Origin of the sequence: Aureimonas sp. AU22 (assembly GCF_001463745.1) — a bacterium.
GTDB lineage: Bacteria > Pseudomonadota > Alphaproteobacteria > Rhizobiales > Rhizobiaceae > Aureimonas.
The window spans coordinates 79,171-100,206 of sequence record NZ_BBWJ01000049.1 but is presented as its reverse complement, the minus strand read 5'-3'; the positions used below and the strand labels follow the sequence as shown (position 1 = coordinate 100,206).

Here is a 21,036-nt window from a genome sequence, read left to right as displayed (position 1 = left end):
GGCATGACAATTTGGCGGCTTCACTTGCGTCCTTGGGACCTCGATCCACGCGGAGTCGTGGAACACTGCATCGAGAACCGGATCCTTGGCGTTGGATACCGTGGGGAGGGTCTGGTGGAATTGAAGAATGAGTCGACGGAAGACTATCTCAAGCGCCACATCCTAGACCATGACGGGAAAAAGCACACCTCCGTCCACCTCATGATGCGTGAGGTTCGAGAGGGTGACTTCATCTGGACGCGTGACGAGAAGGGAGCTTTTCTTCTCGCTCAAGTAACGGGCTCACCTCATCGCAGATATGGCGATTGGGCCGAACTGCAGGATATGTTTCACGTTGCGCCGGTTCGTTTTGCCGTCGAGGGCAGCGGTAGGCTCGATGACGTCGAGGTTCCCGGCAAGGTGAAAGCAGCCTTCGGCTCCCGCGGTCAGTCCCTGTGTCGTATCTGGGAGCCGTTCGTTTCGGACTATACCTCTTGGCTGTTCGCATCGAAAACAGGCGGCGTCCAAGTCGCTCGTCCGAAGGGTAGGCTCGTCAACACGCTGAGTGCTTTTGAACTTGAAGACCTCGTGCTCCTTTTTCTTCAGGAGCACGGCTGGCGGGTCGTCTTGAGCAGCCATTCGCCCAACACGCCTCGTTACGAATGCAATCTCGTTCGCGCCGACGGCCGAACGGCCGGCGTTCAAGTCAAGAATGGTGACACCATTCTGCCGGCCGCGCAGTATTCGTCGGATAAGCAGGTCGATACCGTCCTGCTCTTCGCCGCTTCGGGAAATTATGGAGAAGGCCCGCTGCCGCCCAATGTGCAGATCATTTCGGAGGCCGACCTCCTCGCTTTCACGCAGGCTAAGCCCAACCTTCTGCCAGGCCCGATCGCAGTCTGGTCCACGCTGGAAGCACCGAAATGAACACAACTGGCGAAGTCTGGAGTTCGGAACTATGGGAGCAGACACGCAAAGCGGTCGAGGATTGCGATTTCGCGTCCCTTGGAGATTTGGTCGCGTTCAAGCATGTCGACGGGCGTTTCGGAGCGATTACGATCAGCGATCTGATCGGTGGGCGGCTCAAGCTGACCGTCCGGCGCTCAGGAGACATCGAGATGTTTGCCGACGCGCAACAACTCATCGATGCAGGCTGGGCCATTGACTGAGCAGCCCCATCGCCTGTCACCAACACTAGCGGGCGCGTTTCTCGGCTGCCGGGCGTCCGTCGCCTGGTCACTGGAGATGCGTTCCGGTCTGCGTGAAAAGCCGTCGGAAGACGTCGATCCGCAGGCCGAACTCGTGCTCCGAAAAGGGCTGCAACACGAGTCCGCTTGCCTTTCTGCGTTGCGTTCGCTGTACGGCGTGGAGTGCGAGATCTCCGGCACTGCAAAGGACCGCTTTGCCGATACGACCGAGGCGATGGCCCGTGGCCATCCGCTGATCTATCAGGCTGCCCTCGGACGTTCGCCTTGGATCGGCTACGCCGATTTCCTCGTCCGGATCAACGAGCCGAGCGCGCGCTGGGCCTGGTCTTACGAGCCATGGGACGCGAAGCTTTCGCGTTCGGCCAAGCCGGAGCAGCTTCTGCAGATCGCGCTCTACGCCGACATGTTGGAGGATGTGCAGGGGCGCGTGGCCGAGCGGGGCCATCTTATGTTCGGTACAGGTTCGGCGGCCGAGCCCTACGCCATCGAGAGCTTCGATCTCGCACACGTTCGCCATTACGTCCGGCGAGCGGCAGGGCGCCTCGAAGCCTTCTCGTCGGCTCCCTTCCCCGCCTTCACCCCCGATCCGTGCGGGTTCTGCAGCAAATGTTCCTGGGCAGACGTCTGCGACGAGCGATGGGAGGCGACTGACCATCTCTCACGCGTCGCAGACATCTCCCGTCTGCAGATCGCCAAGCTGCGGGCCCAAGGGATCGACACCGCGGCCAGCCTCGCGGACATCGAGGGGGCCGCCGTTAAGGGCATGGCTGCCGAAACGTTGGCTCGCCTGGTCCAACAGGCGCGGCTGCAACGTGACAGCGTAGCGTCGGGCATGCCGAAGCATGAACTGCTGCCGCACCGTCCTGGCCTCGGCTTTGACCGCATGCCCGCGCCCGATCCGGGCGACCTCTTCTTCGACTTCGAGGGCGACCCGATGCATCCGGGCGGCCTCGAGTATCTCTGCGGCGTTCTCTGGCGTGAACCGGACGGCGGGCGAGACGAGGCGGTGCCGGATTATCCTGATCTGACGTTCCGGGCCTTCTGGGCGCATGACCGCGCCGAAGAGGGGCGAACCTTCGTCGAGTTGACGCGCTTCCTGACGGCGCATCTAGCGCGCCACCCGAAGGCGCATCTCTACCATTACGCGCCCTATGAGAAGACCGCACTTCGGCGCCTCGCGTCGCTCCATGGTGTGATGGAAACCGAGGTCGACGATCTTCTGCGCGCAGAGCGGCTTGTCGATCTCTACCGTGTCGTCCGAGAGGCGGTCCGGGTGGGCGAGCCGAGCTACTCGATCAAGAACCTCGAGCGCTTTTACATGAGCCGGCGGAAGACGGAGGTCACCTCCGGGGGCGACAGTCTCGTGATCTATGATCGCTTCCGGGAGACCGGAGAGAGTTCGCTGCTCGATGCACTGCGCGACTACAATCGCGACGACTGCCTTTCGACGCTGCTCCTGCGGGACTGGCTCGTTGAACTCGCGCGACCGACAGGCCTGTGGCCGGCGGCCGGTGCGGCGCCGACCCAGCCTACGGAGCGCGAGATCGAACAGCAGCAGGCCCGCGAGGCGCAGGAAAAGGCGGATGCCGCCTTATCGGCGAGCCTGGTCGGGGCGCACGACCCCGACAGTCCCGAAGGACGTGCACGTCAGTTGATGGCTGACCTCGTCGGGTTCCATCGACGCGAAGACAAGCCAGTCTGGTGGGCGTACTTCGATCGTCTTGGCCGGGACGCCGAAGAGCTCTGCGAGGACGAGGAGTGCCTCGGCGCCTGCATCGCGGACGGCCATGGCTGGATCGGGCGCGAGAAGCAAAGCTTCACGTTCCGCATGCGCTACCCGGAACAGGACACCAAGCTGCGACCGGGCGACGCTGTGTATCTCGCTGAAACAGGGCAGACAGCGGGCACCATTCTCGAGCTCGACGAAGCCGCACGCATGATCGTCCTGAAACGGGGGGTGCCCAAGGGCGAACTGCCGCAATTCCTGTCGCTCATCCCAGGCGGCCCGCTCGACAATTCCGTCCTTCGCCAAGCCGTTAGCGACGCTGCGTCCGACATGATTGCGGAAAGCCCGGCCTACCCCCACATCGCTGCCCTCCTGAAGGGCGACGCTCCCCGGATTGCGGGTCGGACCACCGGGCAGGCTATCGTGCCTCCCGGTGATCGCGACGATCCCGGGCGCACACTTGCTGCGGCGCGTGACGCCGTGCTCGGTCTCGATCGATCTTGGCTGACTATCCAAGGGCCACCTGGGGCTGGAAAGACCTACACAATCTCTCATCTGATCGCCTCGCTCGTGGCCGCAGGCAAAACGGTTGGGATCGCGTCGAACAGTCACAAGGCGATCGACAATGTCCTCCATGCCTTTGAAAGCCGCCTCGACGAGGCGGGGCGGCCTGTCGAGATCATCGGACAGAAGAAGGACGGCGGCGGCGAAGGCTTCTCTGGGCTTGGATATATTCGGAGCGTCACCTCCAACAGTCAGATCGATCCGACGAGCCCGGTCGTAGCCGGAACTGCGTGGCTGTTCGCACGGCCTGAAATGCGCGGCAGCCGCGACGTGCTCTTCATCGACGAGGCAGGACAGGTTTCGTTGGCGAACCTCGTCGCCATGGCGACGAGTGCACGTTCGATCGTGCTGGTCGGCGACCACATGCAATTAAGCCAGCCTATCCAGGGCGCTCATCCGCGCAGGAGCGGCATCTCGGGACTCGATCACCTCTTGGCAGGAGCAAGCGTCGTACCGCCCGAGCGGGGCGTCTTTCTCTCACGCACATGGCGCATGCATCCGCACCTCTGCGAATTCATCTCGGACGCGGTCTACAATGGTCGGCTTCTTGCAGAAGCCGGCTGCTTTAACCAGCGTCTTGTTCTAGGAAAGCAACCTCATCCGTCGCTGAAGCCGACCGGGCTGAGCTTTGTGCCCGTGATCCACGCCGGCAACCGCCAGGCATCGCCGGAGGAGGTCGCAGTTGTCCGCACGATTCTCGCCAACGCGCTCCTTCACGAGGTGATCGACCGGAAGGGCCAGCGTCGCAGACTTGGCCTGTCGGACATCCTCATCGTGGCCCCCTACAACATGCAGGTGAACCGGCTGCGTGATGCTTTGCCGGAGGGTGCTCGCGTCGGCACGGTCGACAAATTCCAAGGTCAGGAGGCCGAGGTCGTCATCGTCTCGATGACGACCTCGGGAGCCGACGACATGCCCCGCGACGCCTCGTTCCTTCTGTCGCGCAATCGCCTCAACGTTGCGCTCAGCCGCGCTCGCTGCCTCGCCGTCCTCGTCGCTTCGCCCGGTCTTTTAGACATGGTTGCAGGCAGCGTCGAAGAGATGAAACTCGCCAATCTGTTGTGCTGGGCGGAAGCCTATGCCCGTTCGAACCATGTAGATCATCTGTGACCGACGAGGAACTTCTAAAGCGCTTCGAGCTAGACGGAAATACGATCGGGGAGCAATGGTCGCAGACCGTACGCTCCAATTTTATCAAGATTGTCCGAGAGGTGCATGATGCCAATTGGGATTGGTATTGGATCATCGGACCAAGTCAGCGACCACAACTGCGCTTCGGTCGGAAGGAGAAGGATGGAGTAAAAGGCAGGTTCTGCGGTTTAATTCGGAACTACAACTCTAACAACGCTTACCTAGGGTTTAACAGGCGCGCAACTTCGAATTACGAACCAACCAAAGCTCCTTTGAACTTGCGCGGCCAGATTCCAGCTGATCTTAGTCAGCGGTTGGAGGCCATACGGCCGGCGGGCAGGCCCCTGGAGGATATAAGCCGCGGTCCGTACTGGCCGGATCAATTTGCTGCGGAGGAGAGCGACGAAGAGGACATCAGTGATGCGGTCAACGTGGACGACGAAACCGTAGATACAGTCCACGTGCCAAGCGGCACTCATGAACCGCAAAACATCATTCTGTACGGGCCGCCCGGAACAGGCAAAACCTATACCGCACGGCGGCGTGCCGTAGAGCTCATTGATGGCCATGCTCCCAGCAGCCGTAGTGCCGTCAACGAACGCTATCGTGCGCTTGAAGAGAAGGGGCAGATCGCTTTCGTCACTTTCCACCAGTCCTATGGCTACGAGGATTTCGTCGAAGGACTGCGTCCCGAAACGTCCGCGGGGACCGTTGACGAAGCCGGCACGGAACTAGGTGCCGCGAGCAGCGCCGGCTTCCAACTCGTCCCAAGGGCGGGAGTTTTCCGAACCCTTTCGGAACTCGCGGAACAGGCGTTGACGGTACCTCGCGCCGCGCCGTCACCGCTGACGCCAGCTGTCGCCGAACGCGGCAATGGCGAGTTCTCTCTTGAAGGTCGAAGGGTTTACAAGATGAGCCTCGGCCGCGCGGGTATCGAGGACGACATCTTCGAGGATGCCATTCGAGGTTCGTTTGCTGCGCTCGGCTGGGGTGGCAGCATCGATTGGTCCGATCCGAAGTATCGAACGTACGACGAGGTCGCAGCCCGGTGGCGCCAGCAGCCGGGGGAGGAAAAGGCAAGCGGAAACCGCGGAGACGTCGCCCAACTCTGGCGGTTCAGGGAGATGAACGAAGGCGACGTGATCGTCGTCTCACAGGGCAACCACCGCTTTCGCGCCATCGGCATCGTGAAGAGCGACTATTATTTCGAGCCGAACGCCGGCAACAGCTATCACCACCGTCGCGCTGTCGATTGGCGCCTTCGACTTCAAAACCCGCTACCCGTCTCGGAAATCAGCTCCGGCGATTTCACGCAGATCAGCTGTTATCGCGTCGCCGATGCCAACCTGAAGAAGGCTGCCCTCGAGCGCTTGCTCAGCACCGTCTCGGAGCCGGAGGCCGGCGCCATTCTAACACTCCCGCCAACAGCCGATCATCCCGCCGATTCGAATGCAGCTGACAAAGGCCGGCAATTCTTCCGGGTGGGGTACGGTCCAGACTTCCACGACGTTGCGATGGTAAAGCGCTCCCTGAACGACGGCTTCGTCGCGACAAATGCCTGTCGCGACAAGGATCTCTCGGCCGCAATCCATACGCCCACCAGCACCGCGGTCCGGGAGCTTCACGGAACCGAAGCCGGATCGGGCGAGCCCTATGACGCAGCCACGTTGCTGAAGATGAAGCCCGGAGACGTCGTCCTATTGCAGGAAGGCCGGGACTTGACGCGCGCGATCGGAACGGTCGCGGGCGGCTACCGCTACGATCCCTCCGATCCAGACGGCTATCAGCACAGGATCCCAGTCAGCTGGCGGAACGTCTTTCCCGCAGCCGTGTCTACCAACCACTTCCATGTGAAGGATCCCAAGAGCGGCGAAGCGGTTCTTCGCTACCGCGAAGGCGTAAGGACCGATGCCATCGCAGCGGCGATGGACCCTCGAGCAAGCGCCGGGCTCGCGGCAGGGCCTTCGCCATCAGCTCTTGCGACAGGCAGCGAGATGCCCTCGTATCCCAACACCTTCGAGACAGGTTCGGCGGGGTCTGCCCGCGTCGACCAGTTCGTTCTCGTCATCGACGAGATCAACCGCGCGAACATCTCCAAGGTTTTTGGCGAATTGATTACGCTAATCGAGCGCGACAAGCGTCTTGGCATGGGCGAAGCCATCGCTGTCACACTGCCTTACTCGAACGAGAAATTCGGGGTTCCGGCCAATCTGCATATCCTTGGCACGATGAACACGGCCGATCGCTCGATTGCTCTTCTCGACACGGCATTGCGTCGTCGCTTCACCTTCGAGGAGATGACACCTGATCCGTCTCTCTTGGAGGTTGTGGACGATATCGACCTCAAGGGGTTGCTCACAGCCATCAACGAGCGGATCGAGTACTTTCTCGATCGGGAGCGCCAGATCGGGCACGCTTTCTTCATGGGATGCAGGAGGAAGGCGGATGTTGACGCGGTGATGGCCCACAAGGTCATTCCGCTTTTGTGCGAATACTTCTTCGAGGACTTCTCCCGCGTCGCAGCCGTTCTGGGACAGACCGATGGCAGGGCTCCGGGCTTTCTCGAATCCCGGGAGTTACGCTCTCCCTTCGGGGGCGGAGCGGCGGAGGCGCGACGCAGCTGGCGCATCCTGCCGCAGGAATCCTTCACAGCAGCCGCCTACCAGCGGGCGATTGCGATATCCTCGGCGAAGCCCAACGAAGACACGTTCGCGATGGACAGTGCTTTCCCGTCATGAAGCACTACAGAATGCGTGAATGGGAGTCGCGTCCTCTCGGATCCATCGACGACTCAATCTCTCCGATCCATGCCGAGGCCCTGATCTCGGCCGTGCGGGCGGTAGGGATAAAGGGATGCAAGGACGATTGGCAGAACCGAAACCTGCCCTTCGATTCCCATGACGGCCAATCGGATCGGAACGTTCTAGAGCACGGTCGCTACCATCTTCGGGCAACTAGCTACGTTGGACAGGTTGCGGCAGCGGGATGTTCACTCGAGATTCTGCCGAAGATCGATCATTTGGCGAACGATGCTGCCGTCCGGGCACGCCTCGTCCATATGCTTGGTATCGCGCTCGATATCGACATCCTCGCAGGGGACACCGCGCAGCATGGATCGCAGGACGAAACGCTGCTCGACATCTTGATCCGCTTGTTCGCGGCCAGGCTCACCGAACAGGTGCGTGGGGGCCTGCCGCGATCCTACCTGCGTCATGAAGAGGTTCGAGCGTCGCTCCGCGGCAAGCTCAACGTGATCCGCCAGTTCTCGAGTCTGGCGGCGACGCCACAGCGTATCGCCTGCGCCTTCGATGAGCTCTCGCCGGATATTGCGTTGAACCAGATCATGGCCGCTACCGTGCGTGCGTTGCGGCCACTTGCGCAAAGGCACGAGACCCAGCGCCTTCTCTCCGAACTGGCCTTCGCCTACGCCGACGTATCCGCTCTGCCTGTTGCTCTGTTGCCGTGGCAAATGCTCCGGTTCGACCGCTCGAATATGCGGTGGAGAAACCTCGTCGAGCTTGCGCGCCTGCTTCTCGCGCGTCTCTGGCAAACGACGGGATCGGGCCAAGCCAAAGGCACCGCACTGCTGTTCGATATGAACGACCTCTTCGAGGTTTACGTGGCACGGCGGCTGGCTCGCGTTCTGCCCGCAAATTGGGAGATGGCGGTACAAGGAGGCCTGCGCCACTGCGTCACCGAAATTGGCAACGGAAAGTCGCGTTTCGCAACGAAGCCGGACCTCTTGTTGCGACGGAACGGTGTCGCCCGCATCGTTATCGACACCAAATGGAAGCGTCTGAGCCACCCTGCGAACGACGCCAGGCGCGGCATATCACAGGCGGACATCTATCAGATGATGGCCTATGCGGGCCTCTATGGAGCCCCGATCCTTCTGCTCTACCCTTGGCACGAGCGTTGCGGTGGCGAAGCCGCTGCGGCGCTCGCGACCTATCTGATCTCCGATGGGACCGAACGGACCATCAGTGTCGGCACGGTCGACGTCGCTCGCGATGATACGGGCCGTCAGCTGTCTAGTCTGCTCGGTACCCTGATGCAACCTCCCCGATAACTCTGCAGTACAAGTCCATGGCGAACACCATCAAGAACCCCACGTGCGATGCCTTGGTCGGCGAGGCCGACGCGAGATTTCGACGCCATCCCGATAAGCCGCAAGGGACGCTATACATCGCAACCTTCGTAACGCCGACTGGAACGCCATTCGCCATAGACATGTCGACTGCGAGTAAACTACCGATCTGGGTGCCGGCTAGCGTAGCTAATCCGAACGAGCTGAGCGACCTGCCGCAGGAATTCTATCCCCCAGACAGACCGCGTAATTCAAACCTCAACGTCGCCGGCTTGAAAGTTGGGAACGCGCTTACACGGTTCACGCCCCAGTCCCTCCACGAAGCGCGGCGGGTATTGGATCATCTTGCGCACCGGTAAGCCTCGAGTTTGGGTCGTAGCGCGGTGATCGTGTTTGACTGAAGTTGATTCGGTCTTGGCGTCGGCACCCGCAATTGATTGGCGTTCGTGCCCGATTATTCCACTCAGGCACCGTGTCAAGCTCGAACGAGAGTTCGCAGTTCTGTACCGGAGTGGTGTAATTTTTGGCGCACCCGACAGGATGAAAGTGGGCACTGGCAGATCGAGGTTGCGCTGTGACGGGGGACAGGCGCACCGCTCCTTTCGCGGCAGCTTCGTCCGTGTCTGAACCAACTCGGAGCGCGTCAACGGAGGCAAGCTATCGGAAATGCTATGATCGTCTATGGGTGCAGTTTGGTGTCCAAAACCCTTATAATCGCTTGGACGCCACAACCTACGCTCACTGGCTCATCGGGCGACGGCATGACCTGGATGCCGCGACGTTTCGCCAGTATCGCAGCGCCTCTACCTTCATGATTGGCGAGCGGCTCCGGGATGAAGCGTTCACTTATGGAGAACGAGAGGACAGTCTGCACGCCCTTAGTCTGTTGTTGGCCTCACGGTCTCCATTTTCGACGGGTTCGACAGGAGATCGAGTTTGCTCCAAGCCTCTTCCGAGGCGGACCTCTGCCAAGAAGGCAAAGACCGTCTCTCCAGGCGATTGGGATCGGCTCATGGCAACTCTAGCCTTGAGCCGAAGCCGGCATGTTCGGTCGATCGGCCTTCTTCTTGCAGCGGGTTTGTATACCGGGCTTCGCCCATCCGAATGGAGAGACGCGCATCTGACGATCGAGCCTGTTTCGGGAGAACGTCGTCTGACAGTCGTCAACGGGAAAAATAGCAACGGCCGCGCGCATGGACCAACCCGAACCTTGATTTGGCAGCAGGCTTGTTCCGAGGTGGACGTCATCGCCGCATGGATGACGCATCTCGATCAGCTTTTACCCCGCGATCCGGACGAGCGAGCGCGCAAGTGGGAGGCGCTTTACAAGATGTGGCGGGACAAATTACACGAAATCACATCAAAGCTATGGCCGCGTCGGAGCCAGCTCCCCTGTTTCTACACGACCAGGCATATGTTTGCAGCGGCGGCAAAGGACGCTCGCCTCAGCGGCGTTTGCTCGCGCGAGGAGCTCGCTGCCTTGCTTGGGCATGCGACGGACGCGACAGCTTCCACACATTACGCTCGTCCTTCTAAAAACGGCAAAGCCAAAAGGCCCTTTACGCTACCAGTAGCGGATCCATCCGAGGTAGCTCGTGTGCGTCAGGTGATGAACGAGCGCGAGGCGAAGGCAACCTACCGGATAGTCTTGGAAGAGACGTCGGAGAACGAGAGTCATCTGAAAATGGATGGCCCGTGAGGCGTGAGGCTGCGCTGTCCTTGAAACCGGAGAAAGAAACTGATGGAGCAGTATGTAGCAGTGCCAACGCGCGGTCGTTGATGGTCAGCCTTCGAGAAGCAGAACGTCTTGCGCCAGTGACTGTGAAATGGATCGATAACTGTTAGAACACTTATAAGCGTCCGCTTTCTTGACGACGATCGGCTTGTCGGTGTAGCTGCCGGCCCACTTTTCACCAATAGGTCATGTTAGCTGACATTCCCACCCAGTTTCACTTGTGTCTGCAAGCCAATTGGTTATCTTTAGCGCAGAGTTAAACGCTTAACGATCGTCACAGCTATCGCCGCGGTTGAGTGGTAATCAATCATGATTATCAGCAGGGTAGACCTTCGACAGCCGGTGAGAGTGTTAAGTATTGAGTTAATGAGTGTGGATTACTGGTCGGCGTCTTCGCTTTTGGAGTTCGCCATGCTGAGTCGCCGACAAGTCGTCAGAGTTCTTGCCGCGTTACCTGCGGTTCTCCTGACTCCCTTACACGCTACGGCGGCAAGGGCTTTGCTGCATGTCAGGGGAGCGATCGGCGATGCTGGTAGTGAAGGTCAAGTCTCGTACGACGCCGCAGCGTTCGATGCCCTTCCACAGACCCGCTTCGTCACCACGACCCCCTGGCACGACGTTCCTGTAGAGTTCTCAGGCGTCGCTGCCCGTGATCTCTTCGCAGCGGTCGGCGCACGTGGTGAGAACCTGCAACTCATCGCGCTCAACGACTATGTGGTAGAGGCGAAGGCCGGCGATATCGTTATGGGCGACGGCTTGTTCGCAACCCGGCAGAACGGGGTCCCCATGCCGGTTAGCGACAAGGGACCGGTGTTTCTGGTCTTCCCCTTCGATCAGCGACCGGACACGCAGCACCAGGTTTATTACAGCCGTGCCGTCTGGCAACTTACCGAGATCGTCGTGGCGTCATGATCCACCAGGGGAAGTTGACGCTGCCGCGCAGCTTCCATCGGCTGCGGTTCGGCCTCATCGCGGTAACGGCGCTACTCGCCGTCACCGCCGTCGCGGTCTCCGTTCTGGCCGCCGCCTATCAGCATCGCATCGATGAGGCGTCGCGTTACAATCGAACCTTCGATGCAGCGCAGACGCTTTCGGAGCTCCTCCGGCTGCAACTGGCCTTCGCTAGAGCCGACAGCGCGAATGATCTTGACGAACTGGAGTTGCGCGCCGCCATTTTGAAGAACCGCACGACCCTTCTGGACAGCGTAACCTTCCCGATCGCGGAAATGCGAAGCGAGTTTATCCCGCGCCTTGCCGAAGCGATCCGACAGATAGAGCCGCTGCTCGAACGGATGCCAGGTTCAGACGCTGCAGCACACGCCCTCGCTACCCTCGATCCGCTCGTGCAGCCGTTGGCGCGCATGACGTCCCGCAGCCATGCCCTGGCCGGCGACGAGGTGGCCCGAACGCAAACGCATCTGCGCTTCGTCTTCGCCAGCCTGTGCGCAGTAACGCTCATGCTGGTCCTGTTCGGTGCTGCTCTGGTCATCTTCGTTCTAAGGCAGAACCGTCGTCTCGACCGCACTGTGCGCACCGATGCGTTGACGGGTCTGGCGAACCGCCTGGAGTTCGGCTTGCGTCTCGACCGCCTTGCGGCGGACCGTGGTTGCGCCGTGGTTCTTATCGACGTCGATCACTTCAAGACGTTGAACGATACGTATGGGCACGACGTCGGCGATGCGGTGCTGGGCTATGTCTCGCGTCGCCTGACCGGAGCCGCTCCCGATGCAGCGCTGGTGGCACGCATCGGCGGTGACGAGTTCGCGGTCCTCTACGAGGGGGATGACACGCAGCGACGGAGCCGGGCGGCCTGCGAGCGCATTTTAGCCCTCATGCGGCAGCCGATCTCCCTCCAGGGGCGCGATGTCCCGGTCGGTGTTACGCTGGGTCTGCGTGCCTCCGACGCAGGCGAGCCGGTACAGTCGTCGGACGCCCTGTTGAAGGATGCCGATCTTGCTCTCTATGCGGCAAAGGTCGCAGGTCGCGGCCGGGCAACCGAATTCCAACTTGAAATGAAGCAGGCCTTTCTCGACCGTCACCGCCTGCAGAACGATCTGCGAGGTGCCGTGGAACGCGGCGAACATCATCTCCAGTTCCAACCTATAGTCGACCTTCAGGCTGATAGGACCCTAGGCTTCGAGGCCCTCGTGCGATGGGATCATCCGGAACTCGGCTCCGTGCCGCCATCTCGGTTTATCCCCTTGGCCGAGGAGAGTGGTCTCATCCTGGACTTGGGTCGCTGGGTTCTTTGGGAGGCGATTAGATCCGCACGCCTGTGGTCCGAGGACGTCTTCATCGCGGTGAACATATCGGCCCGTCAACTGACCGATGCTGACCTTGTTCCCTTTATCTCGGCCACATTGGCAGAGCACGGCGTTCCGCCTCGACGGCTCGAGATCGAGATCACCGAAACGGCGCTGGTCGACAACGATGCAATCGCGATCCGGACGCTGCAAGCGCTCCGAGATCTTGGATGCCGGATCGCCCTCGACGACTTCGGAACCGGCTACGCGTCGCTCAGCTACCTCCAGCGCTTTCCTTTCGACAAGCTCAAGATCGATCGCTCGTTCGTGGAGAGCTGCCGCGTCAACGAGAACAGCTCAGCCATCATCGCCGCGGTCTGCGCCCTAGCGCGTCGCCTTCGGCTGGGCGTAGTTGCTGAAGGGATCGAGACGGCAGACCATCGCGTCTTCGTGGCCGAAGCGGGCTGCGGACTGGGCCAAGGCTACCTGTTCGATCGCCCCCTCACGCAAGCAGCGGCTCTGGAACGCTTGGCGCGTGAAGCACATCAGACGCAAGCCCCGACATCAGCTGACACCTCGACTTTTTTCGATGCCGTTTTTTGCTAATCTGCGTGGGTGCCCTCACGGTTCAGTTCTGAGACGGAACGAGCACTCATCGCCATCGCACAGGCTTGCCGATTGGTGGTCATCTCCGTGTTGGTTTCCAGAAAATCTGTGATCCCACTTGGGGGGGCATAACTGGTTGGGAACCAGGTGGAAGTGCGTTCCCGGGCGGCGATACGAGGCCCGTCAAAGACTCGCGTGGGTCGGAAACGGATGGACCGCTTCCGTTGGTTGTCAGGGTCGGTTTCCGCATAGCTTACGTTCGCTCACGGGGATCGACCCAAGGTGACAGACGTTTCGCAGCCCATCGAAAACCGTGCGGCAATTTGCCGTCCGAGATCGTCGGTCTGGGATTACGTAACGAACCTCATGACGCGATAAATTATCGTTCGGTAAATGTGTCGCGGCTAACCCGTTCACGATGACGTTTGGTCATCGCGTTGGGAGCCTACGCACCGTGCTTCAGAACACCAGTATCTTCCGCAAATTCATTCTCGCGATCGCGACCGTCAGTCTGATCGGGCTGGGTCTGTCGACCTACAGCGCGATCCAGATGAATCGCATCGGAGCCGACTATGCCGCCATCGTCGACGTGAACGATCCGGCTGTGGTGAAGCTGGCTCGGGCCGGAAGAAACGTCAGCGACGCGGCTTACTCAGCCTACAAGGTCCTGGCCTACGACGGCCGGAGCAACGAGGCCCAAGCCGCTTCCGCAAATTTCGACGTGAAAATGGAAGCCACTCGGAAGTTCCTAGAAGAGATCGGTGCGAGCGTTCCCGTTTACGGAGCTGCTCTTGCGGAGATGACAGCCGACGTCAATGAGATCGCCACCAAAGGCCGTGACGCCATCAACCTTGGGCTCCAAAATCGCGGTGACGAGGACAAAGCTGTCCTAGCTGCCATGGACGGGACCGCTTCGCAGTTCGCCACGCGCTACCAGGATCTTCGCGATCGGATGCTGAGTGACAACGCGGCGCACTCGGACGTGCTGACCGCGCAAACCTGGTCGACCATCTACACGACGATCGGACTGTCGCTGGCCGGGTTGCTTTTGGGCATGGTCGGGGCAGGCCTCATGGCATCGCGCGGCATCACCGATCCGCTGTCGCGGCTTCGCGGGCAGATGGACCGACTTGCCGCGGGGGATCTCGATGTGACGGTCAGCGGTGCGGAGCGCGGCGACGAAGTCGGAGCAATGGCCCGCACGGTCGAGGTGTTCAAGCAGGCGGGGTTGGAGAAGCTGCGTCTGTCCGCGGAAGCCGACGCAGGTCGCCGGGCGCAGGCAGAGCAGCGCGACCGCCAGTCGGCGATCGACAGCGCCAAGGCCGAAGACCTCAGCGCCTTCGTGCATCACGTGGAGGCGGGCTTCGCTCGTCTGTCGAGGGGCGACCTGACGGTGCGCATGGACCAGCCTGTGGCCGCGGAGTTCGAGCCAATCCGTACCCAGTTCAATCAGTCCGTCGTGCAGCTCGAGAATACGATCGGCCAAGTGATCGGCGCTGTTGGGGCGATGCGTTCGGGTCTGTCGGAGATCACCATCGCGGCCAGCGACCTCTCCCAGCGCACCGAACAGCAGGCAGCCAGCCTTGAAGAGACGGTAGCCGCGCTCGGCCAGGTGACGCGGGGCGTCGGCGAGACGGCCGTACAGGCAGACGCCGCTCGCCAGACGGCCGGCATCGCGTGTCGCGAGGCGGAGAAGGGCGGCGAGGTGGTGTCTCGCGCGATCGCAGCCATGAGTGAGATCGAGCAGTCCTCGCAGAAGATCGGCAACATCATCGGGGTGATCGACGAGATCGCCTTCCAGACCAACCTTCTGGCGCTGAACGCGGGCGTCGAGGCCGCGCGCGCCGGCGAGGCGGGCCGGGGCTTTGCGGTGGTGGCGCAGGAGGTGCGCGGCCTTGCCCAGCGCTCGGCGGAGGCGGCAAAAGAGATCAAGGCGCTGATCTCCGTGTCGGGCACCCAGGTCAGTTCGGGCGTCGAGCTAGTGACGGCTTCGGGCCTCAGCCTGGAGGCGATCGTCAGCCAGGTGGGCAGCGTCGCGCGGACGATCGCCGACATGGCGGGCTCGGCTCGTGATCAGGCCGTGGCGCTACGCGAAGTGTCCGTTGCGGCCGATCAGATGGACAAGGTGACCCAGCAGAACGCGGCGATGGTGGAAGAAACCACAGCGGCAGCTCAGGCGCTGTCAAACGAGACCGAGCAGCTCGGCGGCCTCGTAGCAGGATTTGTCACCAGCGGGACGCAGGGCTCCACCGGCTGGACTGCGCAGGGATCCAGTTCGGCTACCTCCAGGCGCCCGGTCGTGCCGGCTCAAACGTCCGTGCGTCCGATGCCGCAAATTCGCAGGACAGGCCTTGGAAGCGCTGCCGCCAAAGCCGCGCCCGCCAATGACGGCTGGGAAGAGTTCTGAAGATAAGGCAGCGAAGCGGATCGCCGTTCGTCGGTTGGTATGGGCAGCCATTCGCTGCCCATACGAACAATCTGAGGACGGACAGTTTTCAGCTGGATCCACCTCGATAAGTAGGAAAGCGGACGCACGCCTTCGCCGGGCAAATCCAAGTCATCGATCATGTCGTAGCACTTGTTCGATGGTCGGCAGCGGATGGTGTTGCGCAAGCTGGAGGTAAGGAGTGTAGAGGTAAGATAGCGCACGATTTAAACTCGTGGCCCTCGAGGCGTGCGTTGTAGAAGCCTAGGGTCGAATGCTGCACAGCTTTTTCGTTTGGAGTGTCGCGCTCAGCCTCTGTGTTGCAACCCGAAGTGCGGTGGCTGCCGATCCGTCGATGCAAGACCTGCAGGTCATCGGCCGCGCGCTCTCGTTCAAGGAGGGCGCCAAACGCGCCACTCTTTCTCTCGCGATGGTCTACGATGGGACAAGCGCTCGCTCTCAAAGCGAAATGCAGGCAACCCTTGCGGCGGTGCGCGGGGGCCTGCGGGTCGGCGACGCAGTTCTGAAGGTCGTCGCGGTAGAGCAAAATCAGTTTGCTTCGCCGTCAGGCTTTGACGGTGTCCTTACCTTAAGCGACGTTGATCAGACACGCCTCGCCGGTACGCTGAACGGCCGGGGTGTGCCCTGCCTGACCCTGGATGCCCAACAGGTGAAGAACGGGGCCTGCACAGTTGCGATCCGCTCCCGGCCCAGCGTTACCATATCAATAAACTCCAAGAATGCTGCGGCAGCCCATGTCCGGTTCGCTACGGCTTTCATCATGATGGTTCGTGAAATATGAGTGCCCATCGGACCATCGTCATTGCGATGTCGCTTCTGGCGCTCACCCCGGAGGGGACGCGGGCGCAGACCGTCGACTACTCGGCCGCCGAGGGAATGTTTGGCGAGCCAGTGACCGTATCGGCCACCGGCAAGCCGCAGCGCGCCAGCGAAGCGCCCACCAGTATCAAAATCCTCACCGCCGATGACATTCGCCGCTCGGGCGCGACCGATATCCCCTCGATCCTGCGCTTCGTGCCCGGCCTCGACGTGCGTCGCTACGGTCAGTTCGATTCCGCCGTCGGTATCCGGGGCTACAACACCGCGCTCAATCCGCGCGTGCTCGTGCTCGTCGATGGGCGCCAAGTCTACCAGGACGACTACGGCTACACACTTTGGTCGCTGATTCCCGTCACCCTCTCGGAGATCCGGCAGATCGAGATCATCCGTGGCCCCAACGCGGCACTCTACGGCTTCAATGCTGTGTCGGGCGTCATCAACATCGTCACCTACGATCCCTTGCGTGACCGCAAGAACGCCGTGAGCGTCCAAGGTGGCACGCAGAACCAAATCTACGGCGAGGGCGTCGCCACGCTTCAAAGCGCAGACCGCTTCGGCATCCGCGTCTCGGGTAAGGCAACCCGCGCTGACGAATTCGGGGGCTACCGAGCCATCGACACGATCGAGGGCCCGGACGTCGAAACGGGCGCAGCCGATATGCGCTATCGCCTAAACGACAAGACAGAGCTTGGAGTGTCCGCATCGATCGGCCAGATTCGAACGGATTTCTACCCGGATCTGGGCTCCTACCTACCGCTCGACGTGGAGTCCGACAGTCTTCGCGGCACGTTGTCGAGCGATACCGCAATCGGTCTCATTCAGTTCGACGCCTACCGGAATGCGAACAATCTTCGTTCTACCGGAACCAAGATCGACCTTGGCTGGCAGCAGGACACGACCGTCGTCAAGGCGAGCGATCTCGTACGGATCGGCAGTGACCATACGGTGCGGATCGGAGCCGAGTATCGGAACAACACAATCGCGTCGGACACGTATTTCAGCGGTGAGATGACGAGCGACGTCCTGTCCGGTTCAGCCATGTGGAACTGGCAGATGCGCCCGAACCTTTCGTTGACCAACGCCGTCCGGGTCGACGCCATGTCGGTCCGGCGTGACGGTTCCGATGTCTCGATTCCGGGCATCGGCAAGCGGTTCGAAGATCGCCGGATCGTGGAGCCAAGCTTCAACAGCGCTCTTCTCTACGCGCCAACCGAGGTCGACACGTTCCGGCTGTCGGCCGCGCGCGCGCTACAGCTTCCGAGCCTCCTGTCGCTCGGGCTCTTCTATTCGCAGGGTCCATTCCTAGGAGCGGGAACGACCGATCTCGATCCGAGCGCGGTGATGAACTACGAGATCGGCTACGAGCGGAAGCTGCCCACGCTTGGCTCGCAACTTAGCGCGTCGGTATTCGTGCAGGATACCGACAAGACGATCGGGTCGCCCTTCGCTGCACCTTTCGAATTCACGCCCGAGGGACAGATCTTGACGCTCGCCGACAATTTCGATGGGAGCAGCGCGGTCGGCGGCGAGATCGGCATCGACGGGCACAGTGAAACGGGCTGGCGTTGGAATCTCAGCTATAGCCTTGCCAGCATCCGAGATCGCTCGCCAGACGCCGTTCTCTTCGACTCCCCTTCAATCAACTACGCTGCCCAGAACCCAGTTCACTCCGTGATCGCCGGGCTAGGCGTTACCTGGGACCGCTTGGAGATCGACGGACAGGCGCGCTGGCAATCGGAGTTCACGGATTTCCGGTTCGACGACACGCGCGCCCAGAACGTTGCGATCGAGGTCCCCGACTACGTCACTTTGAACGTCCGGGCAGGTTATAAGCTGAACGACAAGGCGACCGCATCGGTCACGGCCGAACAGTTGAATGCGGCACGCATCCTGACCTCGGCTGGCCGCCCGAGCGAGCGTCGGCTGATGGCTGGCTTGAAGTTCGAGTTCTGACGCATGTCCCTGTCGCATGAGTGGAAACACAAGGCATGACCCACCTTCTGGCCGATCTTGCCGCGGCGCGTGATCCTTGGTGGAGCTTACTCGCGCTGTTGATATCGGGTGCTGGCGTCACTCTGATGCTCCATCTTATCACACAGGCGACCCAAGCGACCGGATGGAGCCGGACTGCACGGATAGGGGGTGCTGCACTCGTTTCCTCGGGCATGGGCTGCGCCGTATTCCTGGCCGCCTTCAAGAGCGCCTACCCGTTGATCCCGATCGCCATCCCGCTCGCCTACGCGGCCGGTGGCAGCCTGATCATCCTGATCTGCAGCCTTGCGGCCGTCCAGCTCGCGGCAAACAGCCACCGGTCCGGCCGCAACGTGTTCCTCGCCGGCTCGCTCATGGCGTTCGGGTTCTCCTGCCTCGTCTTCACCGGCGTTTCGGGAATGGTCGCGCCGTTCGCTTTGTCCTATGATCTGACTGCGGTTCTCGCCGTCATGATCCTCGGATCCATCCTCGGCAGCTTCGCGATCTGGGAAAACGGCAACGCGGCGCGGCAGCGACCCCTCCTGATCGCCATTCCGCTCGGCGTAGGTTCGATCGCCGCGATGGCTTTCGGCTCGGTGGCAGCCATCCTATCCTTCGGCGACTGGATGAACGCGGTCGCCCAGCCCGACGATCTGACATCGTCGCCCATCGTCGTGATCGCGGCGGTCGAGGGCGTTACCGTGCTCGTCCTGAGCCTCTTGGGATCGCTCGTCGATAACCGTGTGGCCGCGCGCGACAAGCTCGAGGCCGACCGCCTCCATCAGCTGGCGGACGGCACGTTCGAGGCCATCCTGATCCATCGGGACGCCACCATTCTGGACGGCAACCGCAACTTGGCGGTGCTTCTCGGCTTGTCGGACGAGCCCGTCGCCGGTTGCTGTCTCGAACGCTTCGTGCCGGAAGCCAGCTGGCCGCTTTGGGCCGCCAGCGCTTCCTCGCAACGAACCGAAGGTGAGATCGCCACCGCGGACGGACGCAGCCTTCCTGTTGAGATGCTGTCGCGACCCATCGAGTATCGCGGCAGAACCGCTACAGTGACGGCTCTGCGCGATATCACCGAGCGGCGCGCTTCGGAGGCGCGGATCCGCTTCCTCGCCCATCACGATGCTCTGACCGAGCTCCCGAACCGGGCGTTGCTCGGCGAGGAACTGGCGGCGCGCATTCGTGCAGCCACGGTAGAAAGTCGCTCGCTTGCGGTCCTATGTCTCGACCTCGACGGGTTTAAGCTCGTCAACGACACGTTCGGCCATGCTGCGGGCGACGACCTCCTGCAGCAGGTCGCGGGACGGCTCCGCGCCTGCCTCAGAACAGGCGAGCTGGTGGCCCGACTCGGCGGCGACGAATTCGTCGTGCTGCAAGCCATCGACGACCAGTCGGAGCAGTCCAGCGACCTTGCGCAACGTATCATCCAGAGCTTGACCGAGGTCTTCGATCTGGAGGGGCGCCGAGCCCATATCGGAACCAGCATCGGCATCGCGATCTGCCCCGCAAACGGCGTCACGCCCCAGCAGCTCCTGACGCGCGCCGATATTGCGCTCTACAGGGCAAAACATAGCGGACGCGGATGCCTACGGTTCTTCGATCCGGCGATCGACCACGAGGTAGATGACCGCCCGCAGCTCGAACAGGAACTGCGCAACGCTCTTGTCAAAGATGAGCTGACGCTCCTTTACCAGCCGATTTTCGACGCGGACGGGCGCGTCGTCTGCTTCGAGGCGTTGATGCGCTGGACGCATCCCATCTTGGGCGAGATCCCTCCATCCCGCTTCATCCCCATTGCCGAGAAGCGCAAGTTCATCGTGCCAATGGGCGAATGGGCAATTGAGAGGGCCTGCACTACCGCAGCGTCATGGGCAGCTGGCTGCCGCGTGGCAGTCAACTTGTCGCCGGTTCAGATCCTTCAGCCCGACCTGGCGCGCAAGGTTGAAACAATCCTTCGCCGTACCGGTCTGGCTGCAGACCGGTTGGAGCTGGAGATCACGGAAGGTGTTCTGCTTCAGGACGCCGAGACGGCCTTGACCGTTCTTGGCAAGCTGAACGCACTCGGCGTGCGGATCGTCCTGGACGATTTCGGCACGGGTTATTCGAGCCTTTCCTACCTCCACCGCTTCCGCTTCCAGAAGCTCAAGATCGACCGTCTGTTCGTTGGTCGGCTGAGCGAGGACCAAAGCGCCCGTTCGATCGTCAAGGCGATCCTATCGATGAGTCAGGAGCTTGGCATTGAGGTGACGGCGGAGGGTGTAGAGACGACGCAGCAGGCATCCACGCTCCGGGCACAGGGCTGCAACGAGTTCCAGGGCTTCCTTCTGGGTTACCCATCGACGGCCGAGACCGCGAAGGAGTTGGCCGCGCAGTTGAGTACCCACGATATAGTCGAACAGCTCCGCGCCGTTTCCCGGGAGCTCCATGCTGGTGATGGCTACGCCAAACAAGCATCGTAACGCCCCCGACCCAACTACGTCCGCTTACAAGACGTAGCGGAACCAGCATCGAAAGGCCG

Annotated in this window: 12 protein-coding genes; all 12 read left to right on the top strand. The window is 61.5% G+C overall.

Annotated features, from left to right (window positions below):
- Positions 1-114 precede the first annotated feature (114 nt).
- A complete protein-coding gene (locus AUL34_RS18995) occupies positions 115-906 on the top strand; it encodes a hypothetical protein (protein WP_156421013.1) in 792 nt (263 codons plus the stop codon).
- A complete protein-coding gene (locus AUL34_RS18990) occupies positions 903-1,148 on the top strand; it encodes a hypothetical protein (protein ID WP_061937353.1) in 246 nt (81 codons plus the stop codon). The genes AUL34_RS18995 and AUL34_RS18990 overlap by 4 nt, the downstream gene beginning before the upstream one ends.
- Positions 1,102-4,587 (top strand): TM0106 family RecB-like putative nuclease, encoded by a 3,486-nt coding sequence (locus AUL34_RS18985; protein WP_156421012.1) that lies wholly within the window; start codon positions 1,102-1,104, stop codon positions 4,585-4,587. Before AUL34_RS18990 ends, AUL34_RS18985 begins: the two co-directional genes overlap by 47 nt.
- Complete coding sequence (locus tag AUL34_RS18980; RefSeq protein ID WP_244492646.1) at positions 4,584-7,346, top strand: AAA family ATPase; 2,763 nt, start codon at positions 4,584-4,586, stop codon at positions 7,344-7,346. The genes AUL34_RS18985 and AUL34_RS18980 overlap by 4 nt, the downstream gene beginning before the upstream one ends.
- Positions 7,343-8,677, top strand: a complete 1,335-nt coding sequence (locus tag AUL34_RS18975; RefSeq protein WP_082653500.1) for an McrC family protein — start codon at positions 7,343-7,345, stop codon at positions 8,675-8,677. Before AUL34_RS18980 ends, AUL34_RS18975 begins: the two co-directional genes overlap by 4 nt.
- A gap of 1,030 nt (positions 8,678-9,707) precedes the next feature.
- The gene (locus tag AUL34_RS22440) at positions 9,708-10,394 is read left to right on the top strand and encodes a hypothetical protein (RefSeq protein ID WP_156421011.1); all 687 of its coding nucleotides are present in this window, start codon (positions 9,708-9,710) and stop codon (positions 10,392-10,394) included.
- Positions 10,395-10,796: 402 nt separating this feature from the next.
- The gene (locus AUL34_RS18970; RefSeq protein WP_061937342.1) at positions 10,797-11,342 is read left to right on the top strand and encodes a hypothetical protein; all 546 of its coding nucleotides are present in this window, start codon (positions 10,797-10,799) and stop codon (positions 11,340-11,342) included.
- Entirely contained in the window at positions 11,339-13,279 is a 1,941-nt protein-coding gene (locus AUL34_RS18965; RefSeq protein ID WP_061937339.1) for a bifunctional diguanylate cyclase/phosphodiesterase, read from the top strand. The genes AUL34_RS18970 and AUL34_RS18965 overlap by 4 nt, the downstream gene beginning before the upstream one ends.
- 454 nt (positions 13,280-13,733) lie before the next feature.
- Positions 13,734-15,686, top strand: coding sequence for a methyl-accepting chemotaxis protein (locus AUL34_RS18960; RefSeq protein ID WP_061937336.1), 1,953 nt, complete (start codon positions 13,734-13,736; stop codon positions 15,684-15,686).
- 292 nt (positions 15,687-15,978) lie between these two features.
- Positions 15,979-16,506 carry a hypothetical protein gene (locus AUL34_RS18955; protein WP_156421010.1) on the top strand — a complete coding sequence of 176 codons (528 nt, stop codon included), beginning with the start codon at positions 15,979-15,981 and terminating at the stop codon, positions 16,504-16,506.
- Positions 16,503-18,497 (top strand): TonB-dependent siderophore receptor, encoded by a 1,995-nt coding sequence (locus AUL34_RS18950; RefSeq protein ID WP_061937330.1) that lies wholly within the window; start codon positions 16,503-16,505, stop codon positions 18,495-18,497. Before AUL34_RS18955 ends, AUL34_RS18950 begins: the two co-directional genes overlap by 4 nt.
- Before the next feature lie 35 nt (positions 18,498-18,532).
- Positions 18,533-20,977, top strand: a complete 2,445-nt coding sequence (locus AUL34_RS18945) for a bifunctional diguanylate cyclase/phosphodiesterase (RefSeq protein WP_082653499.1) — start codon at positions 18,533-18,535, stop codon at positions 20,975-20,977.
- Positions 20,978-21,036: the final 59 nt, after the last annotated feature.

What these genes read in the sequence shown, in the direction of transcription:
- AUL34_RS18955 (WP_156421010.1), top strand. Translation starts at nt 15,979, where the DNA reads ATGCTGCACAGCTTTTTCGTTTGGAGTGTCGCGCTCAGCCTCTGTGTT.
- AUL34_RS18945 (WP_082653499.1), top strand. Translation starts at nt 18,533, where the DNA reads ATGACCCACCTTCTGGCCGATCTTGCCGCGGCGCGTGATCCTTGGTGG.
- AUL34_RS18990 (WP_061937353.1), top strand. Translation starts at nt 903, where the DNA reads ATGAACACAACTGGCGAAGTCTGGAGTTCGGAACTATGGGAGCAGACA.
- AUL34_RS18950 (WP_061937330.1), top strand. Translation starts at nt 16,503, where the DNA reads ATGAGTGCCCATCGGACCATCGTCATTGCGATGTCGCTTCTGGCGCTC.
- AUL34_RS22440 (WP_156421011.1), top strand. Translation starts at nt 9,708, where the DNA reads ATGGCAACTCTAGCCTTGAGCCGAAGCCGGCATGTTCGGTCGATCGGC.
- AUL34_RS18965 (WP_061937339.1), top strand. Translation starts at nt 11,339, where the DNA reads ATGATCCACCAGGGGAAGTTGACGCTGCCGCGCAGCTTCCATCGGCTG.
- AUL34_RS18975 (WP_082653500.1), top strand. Translation starts at nt 7,343, where the DNA reads ATGAAGCACTACAGAATGCGTGAATGGGAGTCGCGTCCTCTCGGATCC.
- AUL34_RS18970 (WP_061937342.1), top strand. Translation starts at nt 10,797, where the DNA reads ATGAGTGTGGATTACTGGTCGGCGTCTTCGCTTTTGGAGTTCGCCATG.